Annotated in this window: 16 protein-coding genes; 10 read left to right on the top strand and 6 right to left on the bottom strand. The window is 68.1% G+C overall.

Annotated features, from left to right (window positions below):
• Positions 1-226: 226 nt before the first annotated feature.
• From F5544_RS25280 to F5544_RS25265, 4 genes are all read left to right on the top strand, one after another.
• Positions 227-1,648: a M14 family zinc carboxypeptidase gene (locus F5544_RS25280; protein WP_167475489.1), complete on the top strand. Its 1,422-nt coding sequence runs from the start codon at positions 227-229 to the stop codon at positions 1,646-1,648.
• A gap of 350 nt (positions 1,649-1,998) precedes the next feature.
• The gene (locus tag F5544_RS25275; RefSeq protein WP_167475488.1) at positions 1,999-2,718 is read left to right on the top strand and encodes a tRNA-dependent cyclodipeptide synthase; all 720 of its coding nucleotides are present in this window, start codon (positions 1,999-2,001) and stop codon (positions 2,716-2,718) included.
• Positions 2,715-3,905 (top strand): cytochrome P450, encoded by a 1,191-nt coding sequence (locus tag F5544_RS25270; RefSeq protein WP_167475487.1) that lies wholly within the window; start codon positions 2,715-2,717, stop codon positions 3,903-3,905. Before F5544_RS25275 ends, F5544_RS25270 begins: the two co-directional genes overlap by 4 nt.
• Positions 3,906-4,078: 173 nt before the next feature.
• Positions 4,079-5,539, top strand: a complete 1,461-nt coding sequence (locus F5544_RS25265; RefSeq protein WP_167475486.1) for an MDR family MFS transporter — start codon at positions 4,079-4,081, stop codon at positions 5,537-5,539.
• A 5-nt stretch (positions 5,540-5,544) separates the two neighbouring features.
• Here F5544_RS25265 and F5544_RS25260 read toward each other — a convergent pair whose 3' ends face one another.
• Genes F5544_RS25260 through F5544_RS25245 form a run of 4 tightly spaced genes read right to left on the bottom strand, consistent with a single transcriptional unit; the run spans position 5,545 to position 12,853 of the window.
• A complete protein-coding gene (locus F5544_RS25260; protein ID WP_167475485.1) occupies positions 5,545-7,140 on the bottom strand; it encodes an MFS transporter in 1,596 nt (531 codons plus the stop codon).
• The gene (locus F5544_RS25255; RefSeq protein WP_238846651.1) at positions 7,137-10,475 is read right to left on the bottom strand and encodes a serine hydrolase; all 3,339 of its coding nucleotides are present in this window, start codon (positions 10,473-10,475) and stop codon (positions 7,137-7,139) included. Before F5544_RS25255 ends, F5544_RS25260 begins: the two co-directional genes overlap by 4 nt.
• Positions 10,475-11,884, bottom strand: coding sequence for a serine hydrolase domain-containing protein (locus F5544_RS25250; protein WP_167475484.1), 1,410 nt, complete (start codon positions 11,882-11,884; stop codon positions 10,475-10,477). The genes F5544_RS25255 and F5544_RS25250 overlap by 1 nt, the downstream gene beginning before the upstream one ends.
• Before the next feature lie 36 nt (positions 11,885-11,920).
• Entirely contained in the window at positions 11,921-12,853 is a 933-nt protein-coding gene (locus F5544_RS25245; protein WP_167475483.1) for a serine hydrolase, read from the bottom strand.
• Positions 12,854-13,044: 191 nt separating this feature from the next.
• Here F5544_RS25245 and F5544_RS25240 point away from each other — a divergent pair, with 191 nt between their 5' ends.
• The 4 genes from F5544_RS25240 to F5544_RS25225 all read left to right on the top strand — a co-directional run bounded on the left by F5544_RS25240 (position 13,045) and on the right by F5544_RS25225 (position 17,939).
• Complete coding sequence (locus tag F5544_RS25240; RefSeq protein WP_238846650.1) at positions 13,045-14,232, top strand: M20/M25/M40 family metallo-hydrolase; 1,188 nt, start codon at positions 13,045-13,047, stop codon at positions 14,230-14,232.
• A complete protein-coding gene (locus F5544_RS25235) occupies positions 14,229-15,128 on the top strand; it encodes a GNAT family N-acetyltransferase (protein WP_167475482.1) in 900 nt (299 codons plus the stop codon). Before F5544_RS25240 ends, F5544_RS25235 begins: the two co-directional genes overlap by 4 nt.
• Positions 15,125-16,228, top strand: coding sequence for an o-succinylbenzoate synthase (menC, locus tag F5544_RS25230; protein ID WP_167475481.1), 1,104 nt, complete (start codon positions 15,125-15,127; stop codon positions 16,226-16,228). Before F5544_RS25235 ends, menC begins: the two co-directional genes overlap by 4 nt.
• A gap of 85 nt (positions 16,229-16,313) precedes the next feature.
• On the top strand, positions 16,314-17,939 hold the full coding sequence (locus tag F5544_RS25225; protein ID WP_238846649.1) for a PucR family transcriptional regulator: 1,626 nt from the start codon (positions 16,314-16,316) through the stop codon (positions 17,937-17,939).
• Positions 17,940-18,103: 164 nt separating this feature from the next.
• Here F5544_RS25225 and F5544_RS25220 read toward each other — a convergent pair whose 3' ends face one another.
• A complete protein-coding gene (locus tag F5544_RS25220) occupies positions 18,104-18,763 on the bottom strand; it encodes a DUF4360 domain-containing protein (RefSeq protein ID WP_167475480.1) in 660 nt (219 codons plus the stop codon).
• A 495-nt stretch (positions 18,764-19,258) separates the two neighbouring features.
• On the opposite strand from F5544_RS25220, the gene F5544_RS25215 reads away from it, so the two are divergent.
• Both F5544_RS25215 and F5544_RS25210 read left to right on the top strand, forming a co-directional pair.
• A complete protein-coding gene (locus F5544_RS25215; RefSeq protein ID WP_167475479.1) occupies positions 19,259-19,594 on the top strand; it encodes a hypothetical protein in 336 nt (111 codons plus the stop codon).
• Between the two features lie 56 nt (positions 19,595-19,650).
• The gene (locus tag F5544_RS25210; RefSeq protein WP_167475478.1) at positions 19,651-20,055 is read left to right on the top strand and encodes a VOC family protein; all 405 of its coding nucleotides are present in this window, start codon (positions 19,651-19,653) and stop codon (positions 20,053-20,055) included.
• Here F5544_RS25210 and F5544_RS25205 read toward each other — a convergent pair.
• Entirely contained in the window at positions 20,039-21,244 is a 1,206-nt protein-coding gene (locus F5544_RS25205) for a cytochrome P450 (protein WP_167475477.1), read from the bottom strand. The two genes, F5544_RS25210 and F5544_RS25205, sit on opposite strands and share 17 nt — an antisense overlap.
• Between the last annotated feature and the right edge of the window lie 75 nt (positions 21,245-21,319).

Raw genomic sequence — 21,319 nt, 5'->3', positions numbered from 1 at the left:
CGAGCGTATCCGCGGGCAGGGCCCTGTCGTATGGGGAGGAGTTTCCCCGGTCCACGAGCGGTGTGCGCGATGTCCCCGGACATATCATGGGCGCACGAAGGCAATCCGCTTGCGCTGATTGAACTTTCATGTGTCGCGAAGGTCGGTCGGGCTCGCGGTATTAGGCCGTGCGGTTGTCCACGGTATCGCTGAATCTGAAAGTGGCTCGGTAGACAAGGGAAGTCCTATGAGCAGTCCCCGCAATATCATTGCATCAATTTCCGCACTGGTTATCGGTGGTTTCACTACGCTCGCGCTGAATCCGGTATTGGCGCACGCCGCCGATAACACGCCCTACTACTGGGACGTGCCGGTCACGTCGCAGGCGCAGCGGGACATCATCGCCCACGCCGGTATCGAAATGGTTCCGGCGGGCCCGGACAAGGTGACCATCGCCGTCGACGAGGCGCACGCCCAGGCCCTGCGCGATCAGGGACTGGAGCCGACGAAAAAGGCTCCGGTATACAAAATTTCGCCGCAGGACCGGAAAGCTCCGGACGATACCTATTACGGCGGCTATCACACGGCGCAGGATATGCTCGACCACGCCCGGAATGTGGCGACCAAATATCCGGGCATCGCGAAGGTGTACGACATCGGGAAAACCTGGCTGGCAGGGCAGGGTCAGGGCGGGCACACCATGGACGTGATCTGCCTGACCGGCAGCGGTTCGTCGGACCAGGCGAAAACGGCTGCCGCACCGGCGGGTTGCGCGCTCTCGCCCACCTCGAGCAAACCTCGGTTCCTGCTCACCGTGCAGATCCACGCCCGTGAGCTGGCGACCGGTGAGGTGGGCTGGAAGTGGATCGACTACCTCGCCGACGGCTACGGCACCGATGCCACCGCGACATCGATCCTGAACAACACCGAGGTCTGGGTGGTCCCGGTGACCAACCCGGACGGCGTCGACGTGGTGGCCAGCGGCGGGGACAGCCCGCTGATGCAGCGCAAGAATGTCGACAACAGTGACACGCCGCCGTCCTGCTCCGTCGTCGACGGATCCGGCCAGGGACCCGGCGTGGACCTGAACCGCAATTTCACCGTCAATTGGGGCGGTGATTCGAACGACCCCTGTGCCGAGACCTATCAGGGCACGCAGGGCGGCTCCGAACCGGAAACGCAGAATATTCAGCAGCTCTACGCGAGCCTGTTCCCCGATCAGCGTCCCTCGGGTGGCGGTGACGTCCCGGATACCGCGACCGGAATAATGATCGATCTGCATTCCTACGGGAATTACGGGATCATTCCGAACAATGCCACCCCGACGAATACGGCCCAATTGCGCGCGTTGACCACCAAGGTCGTGCCGCGCGGATTCACCGTCGGCACCGATCTGGAGACCGTCGGATATTCGACGACGGGAACGACGACCGATCAGGCGTTCAGCGGACTGGGGCTCGCCTCCTTCACCATCGAAATCGGCCCGAATGACGCGTCGAACTGCGGTGGTTTCATGCCAGAGTATTCCTGCGTCACGAACACCTTCTGGCCGGAGCTGAAGCGGTCGTTCATTACCGCCGCCCAGTCCGCGGCCGCGCCTTACAAGCAGACGGCCGCACCCGATCAGCAGGTAGCGACCGACAAGCAGTCGGACAAGCACGCCCACTGATCATCGCCGCGGATAACCGGCGGCGCATGAAATAACTTATCTACCAACAACATCCGACCCGGCCCGGTATCGGTGACGAACCCGTCACCGATACCGGGCCGGTGACATGTCGGCACCCCGGGGATGTAGCGCATACCGCGAGCACCAACCATTGTTCGAAAGTACAAGAAGCGCAACGGATGTCGTCGCCGGTTCGGCGCGTCCGACGGTGGCCGCCAATGGTTCTGCGACGGGAAGATCAAGGGGCCCAACGGGATCGGCCGCCGCCGACGATGTCGCGAACCGTCCCGTCGGCACCGCCGGCCGGCGAGATATCGAATCGGTAGCCTTCGACGAAAGGTGCACTGTTCGTGACATCACCCGCTCTCGCTGTTACGCCAAGCTTTCTCGTCCGCCCGTTCACACCGCACTGCGAGGTCATCTACCGCGATGCCGATCACGCCGTCATCGGGGTCTCGCCGGGCAACAGCTACTTCTCGACTCGGCGGCTGCGCGATCTCGCGCACTGGGGCCGCGCCCGTTTCGACCGGGTCGACTTCGTGTACACCGATATCCATGTCGCCGAAATGTTCGAGGCGTCAGGGTATTCCGCGCAGGAGGCGCGCCGTAAGGCGGTGAAGAACCTGCGCGGCGTTCGCGCGAAGATCACCGCGGCGGCCGCCGCCGTCGATCCGGATCGCACCCGGATCTTCGTCCGCCCGATGTCGGAGCTGCGCTCGAACGCCGCCTACCGGGAACTCCATCGCGATATCACCGGCAGGCTGGCCGCCGACGCCGACTTCCGCGCGGTCTGCCACTCGCTGGTGGCCCGCTTCCTGGCAACGAAAACCGTTGCCGGACAAGCGACGCGGCGCCAGCTCGAGGTATGTCTGGATTACATCTGCGCCGAGGCGCCGCTATTCCTCGACACCCCGGCGATCCTCGGCGTGCCCTCCTCGCTGAACTGCTATCACCAGCTGCTGCCGATGGCCGACCTGCTCTACGCGCGTGGCGCCGGGCTGCGCGCGTCGCGCAACCAGGGCCACGCCATCGTCACCCCCGACACCGGTTCCGAAGGAGCGTCCCGATGACCGCCACCGAAACCATGCTCGATTTCCCGTTCTCGGCGCGCGGCGATCGTATCCCCGCGGAGGTCGCGGAACTGCGTGCGGCGCAACCGGTTCGGCGGGTGCGCACCATCGCGGGCGATCCGGCCTGGCTGGTGAGCTCCTACGAACTGTGCAGGCAGGTGCTGGAGGATCCCCGCTTCTCGCTGAAGGAGACCTCGGCGCCGGGCGTGCCGAGACAGTACGCGCTGACCATCCCACCGGAGGTGGTCAACAATATGGGCAACATCACCGGCGCCGGACTGCGCAGGGCCGTCATGAAGGCGCTCAACCCGAAAGCGCCCGGGCTCGAGGAATTCCTGCGGGCGACGGCCGCAGCGCTGGTGGATCGCTTGCTCGCCGAGGGCGCACCGGCCGACCTGCGCAACGATTACGCCGACCCGTACGCCGCCGCGCTGCACTGCCACATCCTCGGCATCCCGCAGGACGACGCGCCGAAGCTGATGCGCAGCCTGCACATCGCGTTCATGAACTCCGCCGAACCCATTCCGGCCGCGAAACTCAACTGGGATCGTGACATCGCTTACATGCGCGAGCGGCTCGACGATCCGGCGACCACCGGCCTGATGGCCGAATTGGCCGCGCTGCGTACCGATCCCGAGTACGCGCGGGTGCCCGAGGAACTGCTGGCCACCGTCGGCGTCACCCTCTTCGGCGCCGGGGTGATCTCCACCGGCGGATTCCTCACCATGGCGCTGTTCTCGCTCCTGCGAAATCCGGACCTTTCGGCCCGGTTGGCCGCCGAACCCGCGCTCATCCCCGCCGGGGTCGAGGAGTTGCTGCGGATCAACCTCTCGATCGGCGACGGCCTGCCGCGCCTGGCCACCGAGGACGTGCGGCTCGGCGAAATCCTGGTCCGGCGCGGGGAATTGGTGCTGGTGCTGGTCGAGGGCGCGAACTTCGATCCTGCGGTCTTCCCGGATCCGGAGTCCGTCGATCTCGCGCGACCGAACGCGAGCGCCCACCTCTCGTTCGGCGGCGGCAGGCACTACTGCCCGGCCACCGCGCTCGGCCGACGCCATGCCCAGATCGGCATCGAGGCGTTGCTCGCGCGCGTGCCGGCACCGCGGCTGGCTGTGCCCATTGATCAGCTGGTCTGGCGCACTCGGTTCATGAAGCGGATACCCGAGCGGTTACCCGCCATGTGGTGAGTTCCGGGAATGGCGGCGCGCGAAAACCGGTTGATATTGCGCGCCGCCGACAGGAAACTGTTCGGTCGCCGATGAATTGCCGGGGACGATCCCGTCTATTCAGATGTGGCGCCGGAACAGTTCGCGGCCCACAGGTGGTCCTGTCGTAAGAAACGCTCCGGGAGGTTGTCCGAATGTCAGCAGAAGTATCCGCGCGCCCACCTGGGGCGCGGACCCCGACCGTGATCCGGCTGCTGGTGGCGGCGACCTTCGTGGTGATCCTGAACGAAACCATCATGATCAACGCGATCCCGCGCCTGATGACCGATCTCGATGTCACCGAGCGGTCGGCGCAGTGGGTGTCCACCGCGTTCATGCTCACCATGGCGGCGGTGATTCCGGTCACCGGATGGTTCCTGCAGCGGGTCACCACCCGGCGGGCCTACACGATCGCGATGGGCGTATTCCTGACGGGCACCGCGCTCGCCGCGGTCGCGCCGTCGTTCCCGGTGCTGTTGCTCGGACGGGTCGTGCAGGCGGGCGGCACCGCCGTGATGATGCCGCTGCTGATGACAACGCTGATGACGGTGGTGGCCGAGCAGGACCGCGGCCGGGTCATGGGCAATGTCACCCTCGCCATGTCGGTCGCGCCTGCGATGGGACCGGTGATCTCCGGCCTGGTGTTGCAGATCGCTTCGTGGCGTTGGCTTTTCGCGCTGGTGCTGCCGATCGCCGCCGCGGCCACCTGGTTCGGCCTGCGCAATCTCGACAATATCGGCGAACCGCAGGCCGGCGAGATCGACTGGTCCAGTGTGGCTTTCGCGGCGCTCGGCTTCGGCGGCCTGGTGTACGGGCTCAGCCGGTTCGGCGCGGGCAGCGCCATCGAACCCGCACTGATCGTCGCGGCCGGACTGGCCCTCGTCGGCGTGTTCGTGGCCCGGCAGCTGCGGCTGCAGCGCACCGGCACGCCGCTGCTCGATCTGCGGACACTGCTGTTCGGCACCTACGCCAAAGCGCTGGTGCTGATGGCGATCGCGTTCCTGGCGATGATGGGCTCGATGATCCTGCTGCCGCTGTACCTGCAGAACCTGCGCGGCCTGAGCCCGCTGGCGACCGGTCTGCTGATGATGCCGGGCGGGCTGGCCATGGGTCTGCTCGGCCCGACCGTCGGACGGATCTACGACCGGTTCGGCGGGCGGGTGCTGGTGATTCCCGGCGCCATCGGCGTCACGGTCGCACTGGCCGGATTCACCCAGGTCTCGCCGACCATCCCGTACGCGGTGCTGCTCGCGCTGCACATGCTGCTGATGGTGTCGCTGGCCGCCGCCTTCACCCCGGTGTTCACCCTGGGTCTCGGTGCGCTCCCGCAGCATCTGTACTCGCATGGCAGCTCGATACTGGCCACCCTGCAGCAGGTGGCGGCGGCCTTCGGTACCGCGATGGTGGTGACCGTGATGTCCGCCCGCAGCAACGCGCTGGCCGAGCGGGGCACCGATCCGGTCACCGCGCACCTCGACGGTATGCGCCTGGCGTTCGGGCTCTCGGCCGCGCTGGCCTTGATCGTGATCGTCATGGCGGTGCTGCTGCCGAACCGGTCGACCGCCCCGGCGCACGACGATGCCGAAACGGCCGCACCGGAATTGGTGAAGGACTGAGCTGATCAGTCGGCTCGGGGGTCGCGTAGCAGCAGCGCGAGCAGGCTCGCCAGGATAGCCGCGCCGACGCAGACGGCATATACGGCGTGCATGCCGTCGACGAAGGCGCGATGCGCCGCCGCGGTCACCGCCGCGGCGGCGCGCGCGGCGGCGTCGGCCGGTATACCGGTCTCGATGAGCCTGCCGAGCAGGGCATCCCGGGCGGCCGGTGCGAAGCCCAGTTCGACATCCGCGCGCAACGAGTGGTCGGCCATCAGCAGCTCGGTGAGCGCGGTATCGCCGAGCGTGCCGCGCAGTGCGCCCGGTAGCACGAAACCGACGACCGAGCCGAGCAGTGTGCCGAACCCGGCGATGCCGATCGTGCCGCCGATCTCCCCGACCGCCTCCTTCACCCCCGCCGCGGCGGCGGTGTGCGCGGCCGGGACCCCGCCGAGGATCGCCTCCATGGCGGAGACGGTGAGCAGCCCGTTGCCGAATCCGGCCAGCGCCAGCGGCAAGCCGACGTCGACCGCTCCCGAATCGGCGGTCAGGCGCAGCAGGAACGCGAAGGCCACCGCGTAGCAGGCGGCGCCGAGCAGCAGTGTCGTCCGCGCGCCGAGCCGCTGGGTCAGCAGCCCGCCGATCGATGGGGACACGATGAGCACGACGGTCAGCGGCAGTAGCGCCACCGTCGCCGCGAATCCGCCTTTGCCCTGCACTCCCTGAAGGAAGAACATCAGGAAGAAGGTGACCGCGGACATGGCCGCGAGGGCGAGTGCCAACAACACAAGCCCGATGGTGAACGACCGGCTGCGGAACAGGCCGAGCGGAATCAGTGGATGCGGCGAAATCCTTTGCAGCACAACGAAGCCGATCAGCAGTAGCAGGCTGGCGGCGGCGAATCCGATGGTGCGCGCCGAGGCCCAACCCGCCTGCTGTGCACCGGTGAACGCCCACACCAGCGCGGTGATTCCGAGCGTCGCCGCGGCCGCGCCGGGCAGGTCGAGCGGTGGTGTTTCGCCCGGGGGCTGATCGGTCATGACCAACGCGCCGAGTACCACGCCCGCGACGCCGAACGGCACCCCGGCGAAGAATGCCCATGACCAGCCCGCCTTTTCGACGAGCGCGCCGGCGAGCGGCGGTGCGACGGTGAGCACCAGCGCTACGGCGGATCCGAACACACCCAGGGCCGTCGGTAACCGTCCCGGCGGAAATGCGGCTCGTATCGAGCCGAGGGCCGCGGGGAGCAGCAGCGCCCCGCACGCGCCCTGGAGCACCCGCCCGCCGATCAGGACCTCGATGGACGGTGCGAGTCCGCACAGCAGCGAGGCCGCCGTGAATCCGCCGACGCCGAGCAGGAACATTCGCTTGCGGCCGAATCGATCGGCGAGCGTTCCGGCCGGAATGGCCAGGCCGGCCAGCGCCAGGAGTTGGGCGGTGTTGACCCACTGGATTCCGGCGGGTCCGGCCCGCAGCCCGGCGGCGATGCCGGGATTGGCGACGCCGACCACGATGCCGTCGAGTTGGAACACCAAGGCTCCGACTATCACCGCGATGAGCGTGAGCCAGGCGCGGGCCGGAATCTGTTCGGCGCGTTGCGCTGTGCTCGATTGCGTTGTCATCGAACCTCGTCCGCAACGCGTTTCACCGCTCGACCACCGAAATATAGGTATCGGGCGCCGTCGGTGAGATCGAAAAACGTTACGGGCAGCCATTTTTCGTCACCAAGGAGGCGGGTGGCGAAGGTATCCTCCTCGACCGGTATCAGTGGCAACACCATCTGCTGGGTCGCGCCGAATTCGGACCGTGCACCGGTGAAGGTCATCCGTGCGACGAGTTCGGCTCCGTCGGCGGCGATTTCGAGCCGCACGCCGGCCTGCTCGTATACGCCCACGTAGCGAGCCGGATCGAACGACGGCGGATCCGACGGCGCGAACGGCTCCGGCAGCGCGACACCGGTCAGGCCGGCGATGATCTCGGCGGAGAGCTCGGTGAAGGCCGACATGGTCGCGCCGCTGTTGGCGAGCATCGCCACGGCGAACCGGTGCTGCGGCAGTACCAGCAGCCGCGCGGTCTGGCCGATGGTGCCGCCGTCGTGGCCGATCACCAGATGTCCGCCCAGATCGGTGCGGGACCAGCCGAGCCCCCATGAGTCCTCCAGCTCGAAGGCGAACGGCACGGCCACCTGCTTGTCCTGCATCCGCTGGATCAGTTCGGGCGACAGCAGGCGCGTACCATCCGGGGCGAGACCATGATTCAGATGTAGTTCGGCGAAGGTGAGCACGTCGCGGGCGCGCGCGGTGATGGTCCCGGCGGGCCCGCAGCTGCGCGGCAGGTGCCAGCGCTCGGCGCGCCGCAGTGTGCCGTCGGGTCCCGGCTCGTGCCCGACGGCGGCGCGGTGCAGCAGCGCCTCCTCCGGCAGCGTGACCGTGTGCCGCAGGCCGAGCGGTTCGAACAGCAGCTCGCGCATGGCCGCGTCCCAGATCTTTCCGGTGACGAGTTCGATGACGCGGCCCGCGAGGATGAAACCGGAGTTGCAGTACGACCAGCTGGCGTCGATGGGATGGGTGCGGGCCGCGGTGGCCAGTTCCGCGACGTAGCGGCGCAGGCAATCGTCACCGCGGCCGGTGTCGGTGAAGATATCGCCGTCGATACCGCTGGTGTGGGTCAGCAGGTGGCGCATGGTGACCCCGTCGAGAATCCGCGAGTCCGCCGGGCGCAGTTCCGGGAAGGTGTCGACCAAGGGCACGTCGAGGTCGAGCTTGCCCTGGTCGACGAGGCGCATGACGGCCGTCGCGGTCCAGACCTTGGTGACCGAGCCGATCTGGAACAGCGAATCGGTCGTGACGGGTGTGCCCGTCTCGATATCGAGTACGCCGTGTGCGACCTCCAGCACGCTCCCGCCCTGGGCGATGGCCAGTGCCGCGCCCGGAATCCCGTGCCGGGTCGCGATTTCGGTGAGTCGCCGCTGCCAGTGTTCGGTATTCAGCGGCGCGGCGGCCGATTTCGCGCCCGCCGGCGCCGCGGCCCTGGTGTGCCGGATCACCCACTCCACGATGCGTCGATTGAAATCGGCACGGTGGCTGGGCTTTCCGTTGAGGATGAACAGGTGCGAAGCCCCCGGATACACCACCAGTTCGGTCGGGATGCCCCGGTCGCGCAGCGCGGCGTACCACTGCTCGGCCTGCCCGAGCGGGCAGCGGGCCTCGGCCTCGCCCTGCAGGAGCAGCGTCGGCGTGCCGACCTTTTCGATACCGGAGCTGGGGGAGAGCCGGGCCACCGCCGCCGGATCGGACCACGGCGTCGCACCGATCTCCTCGCGCGCCAGCATGATTCCGCTGTCGGAGGTGCCCATGAAGCTCGCCAGATCGCTCAACACCCCACCCGCGACCGCGGCGGCGAACCGATCGGTCCTGGTCGGTAGCCAGCAGGCGACGTAGCCGCCATAGCTGTAGCCGCACAGGGCGATTCGCTTCGCATCGGCCTGCCCTTCGGCGATGAGCAGATCGATGGGTTCGAGGAAGTCGCGTTCGTCGGCGACACCCCAGCCGCCGAGGGCGGCCCGCATGAATCGCTCGCCGTAGCCGTCGCTGCCGCGCGGGTTGAGCAGCAGCACCGTCCAGCCGCGCGCGGCGAGGATCTGATGGTAGGCGTGGAACGGGTCGCGGGCCGAATTCCAGGCATTGTGCGGGCCGCCGTGCGCGTCGACCAGCAGCGGCCCGGGAACCGGTGCGGTGGGGTCGCGCAGCAGCCAACCGTGCACCTCGGTGCCGTCCGAGATCTGGAAAACCCGCTCCCGCACGGGAATCGGCGCGACATCCGGCAGGGCGGCGGCGGTGTGCGCGGTCAGCTCACGGTGGGTGCCGGTGGCCAGGTCGAGCAGGACGATCTCGCCGAAGCTGGTCTCGGTGGCGACCGTGACCGCCGCGAGACCGGCCGCGGGTGCGACGGAAAGCCCGGAGACCACCCGGGTTCCGTCGATCAGCGGGCGAATGCCGTTGTCGCCGTACGCGTAGAGGTGGGTGTATCCGCGTTCACGGGCACAGAACAGCACTGTGCCGGGCCCGGCGGGGCGGGGTAGCGCACCGGGATAGCCGGGCGCGCCGACCATCACGTTGCGATCGAAATCCGCGGTGAGCGCGGTGGATTCGCCGTTCTCGACCGACACACACAGCAGGTCGGTGTTCGCGAGCTCGATGCCGGGGGTGGCCGCGACGAGCAGGGCGGCCGGATCGGCGGACCAGACCACCCCGGACACCACCGCGCCCGCGGGACCGATGCGGTCGGGTACCCGGCGGGTGGCGGCCGCATCGACGATGCGCACATCGGCGCGACTCATATCGTCGTCGGCCAGCGAATCGGCGAACACCAGGCGGGCGCCGTCCGGCGACCAGGTCGGGAGTCCGGCGTGGAAATCGCCCGAGGTGACCTGGCGCACCGAACGGCCGTCGAGCTCCAGAACGTGGATGTGCGAACGTAATCCGCGCAACCAGCCGGTGCCATCGAGCTTGTAGGTTCGCCTGTCGATGTGGATGGGCGCGGCGGGATCGAGGCTCGCCCCCGTGGTGTCGACGGGCGCCGCGAACGCGATCCGGGTGCCGTCGGGGCTCCACACCGGTTCGCCCGCGCCCAGCGGCAATTCGGTGAGCTGCTCGGGCTCGCCGCCGTCGGCGGGCAGCAGCCACAGCTGGGTGGGGCCGTCGGCGGCGCGCAGGAACGCGATTGACCGGCCGTCGGGTGACCAGCGCGGCGCGGTATCGGCCGGGCCTCGGGTGAGCCGAGCCCGCGTGCCGTCCGGCCGGACCTGCCAGAGCGCATGGCTGTCGGCGTCGCGCTCCGGATCGACGGTGCGCAGCACGTAGACCACGCGGCTGCCGTCGGGGGCGAGCGCCGGATCCGACGGCACCGCGACGCGTTCGAGATCCGAGAGTTCGAGCCGACGTCGTATGTTCGTCATCACGCCTCGCTCGCAACGTATTCGGCGGCACGGCCACCCAGGTGCAGGTAGCGGGTGCCGTCGGCGATGGTGTGGAAGGTCACGCGCTGCCACACGTCCTGGTCGAAAGTCGACCTGGCCGCGAAAAGATCCGTGGCGACCGGTGTCAGCCGCTGTTCGACCGATGGCACCGGGGCGACCTCGGCAAGCTCGCCGGAGAATGTCGTTTTCAGCACCAATTCGGTGTCGTCGAGGCGGATTTCGTGGCGCACGCCGCTGCGTTCGTAGCAGCCCACATATCGGGCCGGATCGAAACTCGGCGGTTCGCTCGGCGGCGCGAACGGTTCCGGGGTCCGGACGCCGGCCAACTCGGCGGCGATTTCGGTGGACAATTCGGTGAAGGCGGACTGCGCGGCGCTGCCGTTGGTGAGCACGACGATGGTGAGTCGCTGCTCGGGCAGTATCTGCAGCTGCGCGGTCTGGCCGATGGTGCCGCCGTTGTGCCCGATCATCCGGGCCCCGTGCCAGTCACCGCGCCACCAGCCGATTCCCCACGAGTCGACCATTTCGCCCATGAACGGGACCGCGAGCTGTTCCTGGGCCATCCGCCGCACCGACTCCGATGACAGCAGCCGTTCGCCGTCGGGACCGACGCCGTCGTTCAGATGCAGGCCGGCGAAGGTGAGCACGTCGCGGGCGGTCGCGGCGATCGCTCCGGCGGGCCCGCTGCTGCGCGGCAGGTACCAGCGGTCCGCCCGGCGCGGTGTGCCGTCGGGTCCGGCCAGGTGTCCGACGGCGGCGCGGTGCAGCAGCGCCTCCTCCGGCAGCGTGACCGTGTGCCGCAGGCCGAGCGGTTCGAACAGCAGCTCGCGCATGGCCGTGTCCCAGGTCGTCCCGGTGATGAGCTCGATGACGCGGCCGGCGAGGGTGAATCCGGAGTTGCAGTACGACCAGGTGGCGTCGATCGGATGGATTCGCCCGACTCCGGCCAACTCGGCGACATAGCGCCGCAGGCAGTCGTCGCCGCGTCCGGTGTCGGTGAAGACATCGCCGTCGATGCCGCTGGTGTGGGTCAGCAGGTGGCGCATGGTGACCCGGTCGAGGATCGCCGAATCACCTTGGGCGAGTTCAGGGAAGAGATCGATCAACGGCACGTCTAGGTCGAGCGTGCCCTGGTCGACCAGGCGCATGACGGCCGTCGCGGTCCAGACCTTGGTGATGGAACCGATCTGGAACAGCGAATCGGTGGTGGTGGGCACGCCGGTCGCGACGTTGAGCACGCCGTGCGCCACCTCGATCAGGTTGTCGCCGTGTGCGATCGCCAGTACGGCACCCGGAATCCGTTGGCGGATGGCGATTTCGGTGAGCCGCCGCTGCCAGTGCGCGGTATCCGGCGATGCGGTGGTGCCGGAGTGCGTCCAGTGTGTCACGATTGTCTCCTCTGATATCGGGTCGTGCGGTGGAGTTCAGTTGGCGGATTCCGCGTCGCGCAGCGCGTCGACGGCGATCCTCGCGGCGCTGCCGATCGCGGCATCGATCGCGGGCGCGCGCAGGTTCGCCTGCGCCGCGACGGTGAAAATGGCTACCGCGTAACGTTTTTCATCCGGGAAGGTGAGTACGCCCGCCTCGTTGCGAACGAACGGCAGGGTGCCGGTCTTGGCGCCGATGAGCACCTCGTCGCCGAAGCCGCTGGAGAGCCGATGCGGCCAGATCTGCCGGTGCATGATGGCGCGCACCTCGGCACACGCCGCGGCGGGACCCGCGGTGTCCTGCCAGATCGCGGCGAGCAGCGCGGTGATCTCTCGTGGTGTGCTCGCGGTGGTGCGGGCCGGATCGCAGACCGAGAGCGCGCGCAGCTGCTCGGGATTCGCGGCGGCGAACAGGGCGTCGAGGTCGCCCGGGTCGATGTCCGGGAACTGCGACGACAGATCCTGCCGGACCGTGGCGAACAGATCTTCGCAGCCGCCGATGAGCCGGGTGCGGTGCAGTCCGAGCTCGGCGAGCACCTCGCGCACCGCATCGATGCCGACCCGGCGCAGCAGCACATCGGTGGCGGCGTTATCGCTCATCGTCAGCGCGAACGCCGCCAGGTCGCGCCAGCTCATCTCGACGTCGTCGGTGCAACCCGCGGTGCCGATTCCGCCGATCCGGTCGCGCGCGGTGACGGTGGTGCGCTCGGCCGGATCCAGCGCACCCGCGGCGACCTGGCGGGCATAGGCGAGCGCGACCGGAATCTTGAATACCGATGCCAGCACGACCGGTTCATCTGCCGCCCAACCGATTTCGGCCGGGCTGTCCAGGGCGCGCGCGTGCAGGTTGCCCTCGGCGCCGGCCGCGGCGAATACGTCGGCGATGCGCCGCTGCGCCTCGGCCGAGCCGGTACGGGTGGTGGCTGTCATGGTGGATCCTCCTCGAATGCCGCGCGGCGTCGAACACTGTGCGATGCCGCCATCGTGACGGCAGGAACCGATCGCGGCGTCGTCGAGAACGACGAATGGCGGGCGGGCAATTCGTGCGTGGCGACGAAGTGGCCCGGGTTCGGTGCGAGGAAGCTCGAATCCGGAATTCGGCGAGCGCGAGGAGGTATCAGATGACGTCGGTCGAAATGCGCGGCGACGCGTCCGCCGGGCCGGGGACGGTGCGGCGGTTCCGTGCCGAACTGCCCGCGCTGCTGGCCGATATCGAGCGGCTGGTGTGCTGCGAATCGCCGTCGACGGACCTGGCGGCGGTGGCCCGCGGGGCGGATGCGGTGGCGGCGGTCGGCGGTGCGCTGCTGGGCGTCGCACCGGAACGGATCGTGCTGTCCGGTCGCACCCATCTGCGGTGGCGCTTCGGCAGCCCGGCCCGGGTGCTCGTGCTCGGTCACCACGACACGGTGTGGCCGGTGGGTTCGGTGCGCACCCATCCGTTCGCGGTGCGCGACGGAAAGCTTTACGGCCCTGGGTGTTTCGATATGAAGGCGGGTCTGGCGCTGGCACTGCGCGCGGTGGCCGCACTGCCGGATCGGTCGGGGGTAACGATTCTGGTCACCGGTGACGAGGAGCTGGGCGCACCGTCGTCGCGCGAATTGATCGTCGATACGGCACGGGGCTGCGCGGCCGTTCTGGTGGCCGAGCCTGCCGCCGGAACCGCGCTGAAGATCGTCCGAAAAGGAGTGTCGCACTATCGGATTCGAGTGCGCGGCCGGGCCGCCCACGCCGGGCTGGAACCCGAGCGCGGGGTGAACGCCACCGTCGAGCTGGCCCATCAGATCGGCGTCGTCGCAGCCCTGGGCGACGCGGCGGTCGGCACCTCCGTGACACCGACGCTGATGTCGGCGGGCACCGCGGCGAATACGGTTCCCGCCGAGGCGTCGTGCGCGGTGGATGTACGGGCCGCGACGGTGGCCGAACAGGATCGGGTCGATGCCGCGATGCGCGGGCTGCGACCGCTGCTCGACGGCGCCGAACTGGAGGTGCTCGGCGGCCCGAACCGGCCGCCGTTGGCCGCCGAGTCGTCGCGCGAATTGTTCGGCCGCGCACAACGTCTCGGTGCCGCACTCGGTATCGGGCCGATCACCGGCGCTGCCGTCGGCGGCGGCTCCGACGGAAATCTCACCGCGGGCATCGGCATACCGACCTTGGATGGGCTCGGGGCATGCGGCGATGGCGCGCATGCCGATCACGAACATGTGCTGATCGATGAATTGCCGGGCCGCGCCGCACTTTTCCATGTACTGCTGGAGGAATTGCTCGGCGTGAGCGAGAGCACATCGATCCAGAAAGGTAGGACAACATGAGAGCCGAATCGCTCGCCGCGGCGGTGTTATCGAATGCGACCGGCGCCGCCGAGCGAGCCGCCGCCCGCGCCGGTGTGGTGGTCCGTTCGCTGACCGAGATGGCGGATCTGGTCGAGGCGTGCCGGTTGTGCGAGACGATGTGGGGGTTCGCGCCGGAGGATCGGCCGCTGGCGCCGAATCTGTTGCGCGCGTTGTCGAAATCGGACGGGTATGTGGCGGGCGCCTTCGACGGCGCCGAAATGGTCGGCGTCGGCGTCGGATTCCACGCCGCGCCCGCGCGGCTGCTGCTGCACAGCCACATCACCGGTGTGGTGGACCGGATGCGCGGGCGCAGTGTGGGTTTCGCCTTGAAGACGCATCAGCGCGCCTGGGCGCTGCGCAACGGCGTCGAGACCATCGGCTGGACCTTCGATCCGCTGGTGCGCCGCAATGCCTACTTCAACATCGTCAAACTCGGTGCGATCCCGGTGGAATACCTGCCCGACTTCTACGGGCCGATGTCCGACGCCGTCAACGCGGGCGATGCCACCGACCGGCTGCTGGTCCGGTGGCGGCTGCGCGCACCCGAGGTGGCAGCGGCCTGCGACGGACGGCCGACCGGGATCGGGGCGGCGACGGCCGCCACTGCGGCCCGGGATAACTATCCGGCTCCGAAACCGGTTGTGGCGCTCGGTATTTCCGCCGACGGTGGGCCTGTCACCGGATCGGTCGACGGCCGCACCGTGCTGGTCGCGGTGCCGCGGGACATCACCGGATTGCGCGCGGCGGATCCGGCCGTGGCCAGGAGCTGGCGCGCCGCGGTGCGCGCGGTCATGACCGAGCTGCTGAACGACGGCGCGCGCATCACCGGATTCGACCGCGACGGCGGCTATCTATTGACCAAGGAGAACGAATGAAACTCACCGGGGTGGAATTGCGGCGCATCCGAATGCCGCTGAAATCGCCCTTCCGCACCTCGTTCGGCACCCAGTTCGCGCGAGAACTGCTGCTGCTGCGCGTGGTCACCACGGATGCGGAGGGCTGGGGTGAATGCGTCGCGATGGCCGAGCCGGTCTACTCGCCGGAATACCTCGACGGTTGCGCGGATGTGTTGCGCCGCTTCCTGATTCCCGCGCTGGCTGCCTGTGGGCCGCACACCGCGACGGCGGTCGCCCCCGCGCTGGCGGCCTTCCACGGACATGCGATGGCCAAGGCCGCCCTGGAGATGGCGGTGCTCGACGCCGAGCTGACCGCACTCGGCGTGCCGCTCGCCAGGGAGCTCGGTGCGACGAAAGACCGGGTGCCGTGCGGGGTTTCGGTCGGGATCATGGATTCGATCGAACAGTTGCTCGACGCGGTGTCCGGATATCTGGCGCAGGGATATCTGCGCATCAAGCTCAAGATCGAACCCGGGTGGGATGTCGACCCGGTCCGGGCGGTGCGGGAACGGTTCGGCGATATCGCTTTACAGGTCGACGCGAACACCGCGTACACGCTCGCCGACGCCGACCGGCTGGCCCGGCTCGATCCGTTCGACCTGTTGCTCATCGAACAACCGCTCGCGGAGGACGACCTGCTCGGCCACGTCGAACTGGCCCGGCGCGTGCGCACACCGATCTGCCTGGACGAGTCGATCACCTCGGCCCGCACCGCCGCCGCGGCCATCACGCTGGGCGCCTGCCGGATCGTCAATATCAAACCGGGCCGGGTCGGCGGCTACCTCGAGTCCAGGCGCATCCACGACCTGTGTGTGGCGCACGGGGTTCCGGTGTGGTGCGGCGGGATGCTGGAGACGGGTCTCGGGCGTGCCGCGAATGTGGCGCTCGCCGCACTTCCCGGATGTGTGCTGCCCGGCGATACCTCGGCATCGGATCGCTACTACGACACCGATATAACCCCGCCGTTCGTGCTGGACAACGGGCATCTTCCGGTACCGGACGGACCCGGGATCGGCGTGCGGCCGGATCTCGGCCTGCTACAGGCGGTCACGGTCGCGACGGAATGGATTCCGGTGTGACCCACCGGTCGCCCGCTACCGTGGTCGGATGACCGGCCTACCCTTTCCGGAAGGATCCGACAGACCCTCGACAAGGCTCCACCCTGTGCGGAGTGGCCGCATCTCGACGAACCTGGTTCGCATCCTCGACGATCTCGGCGCCACCATGCTCCGGCTCGTCTGCGGTGACGCCGAAGGTGCACGGGAGATAAGCGGTGTCGTGATCCACGATCCGCTGGACGCGCCGGTGCTGCCCGCGGGTGCGCTGGTTCTCGGCATCGGTGTGCACGGGCCGGGGGAGATCGGGCGACTCCTCGACGATCTCGGCGGCCTGGACGCGGCGGTATTGGTGGTCCGCGCGCCGGTGCCCGCCGACCGGACGCTGATCGAGACCGCCCGGCGCACCGGCGTCGTGCTGCTCGAACTGACCAGGGGTGCGTCCTGGACGCAGCTGGCCACCTGGCTGCGGACACTGCTTGCCGCCGACCGGACCGGCGGCCCCGAACCGGAGACATTGGGCGGCATACCGTCCGGCGATCTGTTCGCGCTGGCGAACGCGATCGCCGCGCTGCTGGATGCGCCGGTGACCATCGAGGACCGCGACAGCCGGGTTTTGGCCTTCTCCGGCGGCCAGGACGCGGCGGACCGATCGCGGACCGAAACCATTCTGGGACGCCAGGTTCCGGAGCTCTATTCCGAAACCCTCGAAGCGAAAGGCATTTTCCGCGAGCTGTACCGCAGCGAGTCCCCGGTGCGGATCGAACCGCTGCCCGGGCTCGACGGGTTCACCATGCCGCGCATCGCGCAGACGGTGCGCGCGGGCGATGAGGTGCTCGGAACCATCTGGGCGGCAACCGATGCGCCGCTGACGCCGGAACGCATCCACGCGTTCGAGGAGGTCGGGAAGCTGGCCGCGGTACATCTGCTGCGGCAGCGGGCCGGCTCCGATGTCGCGCGGCGGATGCGCGCCGATCTGCTCAGCCGCGCGGTCGACGGCGGCCCGCACGCCGCCGACGCGCTGCGCGAACTCGGCGTGGCCGATCGGCCGGTCACCGTGCTGGCGATGATCCAGGATCGCGGCCGGGTCGATGGCATCGATACCGCCGCCAGACGGGCCAGCGAGCACGAGCGCCTCGCCGACGCCTTCGCCATGCACCTGAATGCCGTATATCCAATGGTGGCAACGGCTTTGCTCGGCGAGACCGGCTACGCGATCGTGCCGGTGCTCGGCGCGGACCGCGCCGCGGAGGCCGCGCGGGATTTCGTGACCCGCGTCGGCGACCGCGCGCCCGTGCTCATCGGCATCGGCACCGTCGCCGCCGACGTCGCCGACCTGCGGCGTTCCCGCGACGATGCGGATCGCGCACTGCGCGTGCTGCGTTCGGGTACGGTTTCGCGGCGGGTCGCCGATATCAGCGATGTGCAGACCGAGGCGTTGCTGCTGGAATTGCACGATCTGATGGCGCTGCGCCGCGACCGCTTGTCCGGACCGATCGCTCGCTTGCGGGATTATGATGCGGCCCAGGGGAGTTGCCTGCTGGCCACCCTACGGGCCTGGCTGGACGCCTTCGGTGACGTGAACGCCGCGGCCGCCGCGGTATATATCCACCCGAATACCTTCCGGTACCGACTGCGGCGCATCGGCGAGGTCGGTGGAATCGATCTGAGCGACCCCGACGCCCGCTTCGGGGCACTGCTGCAACTGAAACTCATGGCTTTGGGCGACGGGTGAATCGTCGAGCGTGTTCGGCGCGGCCGTCGAATTGCCTGCGACGGTGCCGCCGGGAATTTCGGGGTTCTTCCCGGCGACACCGTCATTTGAACGCAACGGATTTACTCGGCGCACCTATGAGGTACCGGCGAAATAGGTGAAACCGAGTTGATCCGATTGCGCGGTCAGCACTGCTTCCAGGCGAAGTGGTAAGTGGTGGTGATGCTTCCGTCCGTGGAATCCATGGTGATGAAGCTCGTGGTCTTGGTCGGGTCCGAGGTGCCCGCGTTCGCCCGCAGTTCGGTATTGATATTGAAGTTGCGATTTTCGCCGCAGGGCAGGAATACGACCGAGCCGACCGGAGTCGAATCCGTTGTCTGCCAGTCGTCGTCGTAGAGGCCGTTGAACGGGTGGTCGATGTACTGGGTCGGCGAATTGCCCTGGAAGTAATACCGTGCCCGTTCGAGCGCGGTCGCGCCGGCTTCGAGGTGCGCGAAGCCGCGGTAGTCCGCCTGGGCGATGCCGTAGGTGAATCCCTGTGGCACGTGCACGAGCAGGTTGAGCTGGCAGTTCCGCCGGAAATCGGTCGGGCCCGCGCCGACGCCGACCTGCGCGGTGTATTGACTGTATGTCACCGTGAAGGCCGTGTTGTCCGGGGAAACCGCCACGGCCGCGGTGCCCGGCGGGCAACCGGTTCCGTTGACGGTGACCACGTCGATGACGATTTTGTCCGGCGGCGGCGGGTTGTTCCACCCGGGTACGGGATCCGCGGAACTCTGCGAGCTGGATATCGGAATGGCGAACGCGAATATCGCTGCGCCGACGGCGGCGAACTTCTTGAACATGGATTTCTCGCGATATCTCTTGATGGAAAGGGAAATCCGGAGACCCGGACGACATTCGGGGTCCCCGCGGTGCGCTCGGTGTCGGGTCCCGATCCCCGGTTGATTTTCCGAGCGTCGCGAGAATCGTAGCACCGCGACCAATCGGTCTATTATCCCCAGTTGTGTTATGTACCAAGGGGAAACGTATATTCCATGACATATCGGCTTGTCCGGCAGTCGAAGTCGAGCCGTACGCCGCCGAACCTGTTGCTTTCCCCAGAAATTAGGCGATTCTTTACTCGGTGACCGGTGCGCGGACGACCCGGCCGGATCGTACGATCATGGGCTGATCGCCGCACGCCGCATCGGAATTGTCGTGCCGTATGGAAGTGCCTGTGCGCCTACGGGATCATTCGACGGCTCGGGTCTCGCGGTCGGCCCGGACCTGGATGCCCGCGAGGATGAACCCGAGTCCCTCGGCGTATCCGTCCGCGCCGGAATTCCGTTGCAGGGCACTTGGACGCCCAGTCCGGCGGCCAGGCGGCGCAGGGTGACGCCTTCGATATCGGCTGCTTCCACAGTCTGTATCCCGAAGACCGCTCCCGCTATGCGGCGGTGCTGTACGGTGCCTGTCGTCCGGGAGCGCTGCTGCATCTGCGCTGCTTCAGCGATCGCAACCAGCCGGGTTTCGGCGGTCCGGGGACCAAGGGTATCTCCGGCGCGGAGTTGACCGAGGCGTTCGGAAGCGGCTGGGATATCGAGGATCTGACCGCCGCCGCGGACGACGCCTTCGTGCCGGAGCGGCACACGGTTCAGTTCTGGTACGCGACCATGGTCCGTCGACCATCGTGAAATGCTTTGCCCCTCAGGACGTGTGGAGGTAGCCATGCGCGCGTAGGGTCACACGCATGGCTTGCCGGATCACCGAACTCGTCATCGACTGCGTCGACCCGCAACGGTTGGGAGAATTCTGGTGCGAGGTCCTCGGCTACGTCGAACTCGGTTGGGAGGGTGACGATCTGGAGATCGGCCCGCCCGGAACCGGCTTCGGCGGGCCGCAGCCGACGCTGGTGTTGAGCCGCAGCGCCGAGCCGAGACGCGGGAAGCTGCCGCTGCACCTGGACGTCAGCCCCACCGACCGTGATCAGGACGCGGAATTGGCGCGGCTGCTCGCCGCGGGTGCGCGCGAGGTCGACATCGGCCAGACGGGCGCCGAAACATGGCATGTGCTCGCCGATCCGGAGGGTAACGAATTCTGTCTGCTCCGGCGACGGGTCGACGCGGTGGAGCACCGAATCACACCGTCCAGGTGACCGGCAGGCTCCTCACCCCGTAGATATCCTCGGATTCCGGTCGCAGGCTTACCTTTTCGGCGGGCACGTCGAGGCGCAGCGCGGGGAAACGGTCTAGCAGCGCGGGGAACGCGACCCGCATCTCGACGCGGGCGAGCTGCTGGCCGAGGCACTGGTGAATACCGTGGCCGAAGGCCAGATGCCCGACGGCCTGCCTGCCGAGATCGAGCACGTCGGGTTCGGCGAAGCGCTCGGGATCGCGATTGGCGGTGTTCATCGACAGGATGACCACCTGCCCGGCCTCGATGGTCGTGCCGCCCAACTCGACGTCCTCCAGCGCCGTGCGCTGAAATGTCTTGGCGACGCTCAGATACCGCAGCAGTTCCTCGACGGCCCGGTCGATGAGCGCCGGATCGGCGCGCAGCGCGTCGAGCTGTGCCGGGTTGCGCAGCAGCGCGAAAGTGCCCAGCGCCAACATATTCGCGGTGGTGTCGAGCCCGGCCGCGAGCAGAACCAGGGCTATTCCCTGCAACTCCTCGTCGGTCAGGTCGCCGTCGGTGAGGTCGCTGAGCACGTCGTCGGTCGGGTTCGCGCGTTTGGCGGCCACCAGCTCCGCGAGGTATTGCTGGACCGCGGTGTAGGCCACGACCATGTCCTCGTCGCTCGTCTCCCCGCCCATGAACGAGTAGACCTGATCCTGGAAGCGATCCCGATCCCGGTACGGCACGCCCAGTAGCTCACAGATCATGACGGCGGGAATGGGTTTGGCAAAGGCGGTCACCAGATCCGTTGGCGGACCGGCCTTTTCCATGGCGTCCAGATGATCCGCGGTGACCTGTTCGACGCGCTCGCCGAGCATTCGCATCCGACGTACGGTGAACTTGCCCACCAACGGTTTTCGATAGCGCCCGTGCCTCGGCTCATCCATCAGGAGGAATTCGCCGGGTGGCGCGGGCGGAATCTCGAAACCCGAGTAGTCGAGGGTCGGGTGCAGCATGAGCTCCTTGCGCGAGCTGAACCGCGAGTCGGCCAGCACCGCCCGCACCAGGTCGTATCCGGTGATCAGCCAGCCCGGTCTGCCGCCGGGGAAGGTGTAGCGGCTGATGGGACCGTGCCTGCGGGCGTCGATCAACTCCGCGGGCGGGTCGAAGGGGTGGCCGGGCCGACGTTGAGTCGGCATCGTCGTGACGGTGTGGAGGGGTTCACTCATGGCGATTCCTCTTGCGGCAGTACATATTCGGCACTTCAAGCGACAGTCTCACTATAAGTAGACGTATACGTACAC

It is taken from the genome of Nocardia arthritidis, assembly GCF_011801145.1.
Classification (GTDB): Bacteria; Actinomycetota; Actinomycetes; order Mycobacteriales; family Mycobacteriaceae; genus Nocardia; species Nocardia arthritidis_A.
This window is presented reverse-complemented; position numbering and strand designations above follow the sequence as displayed.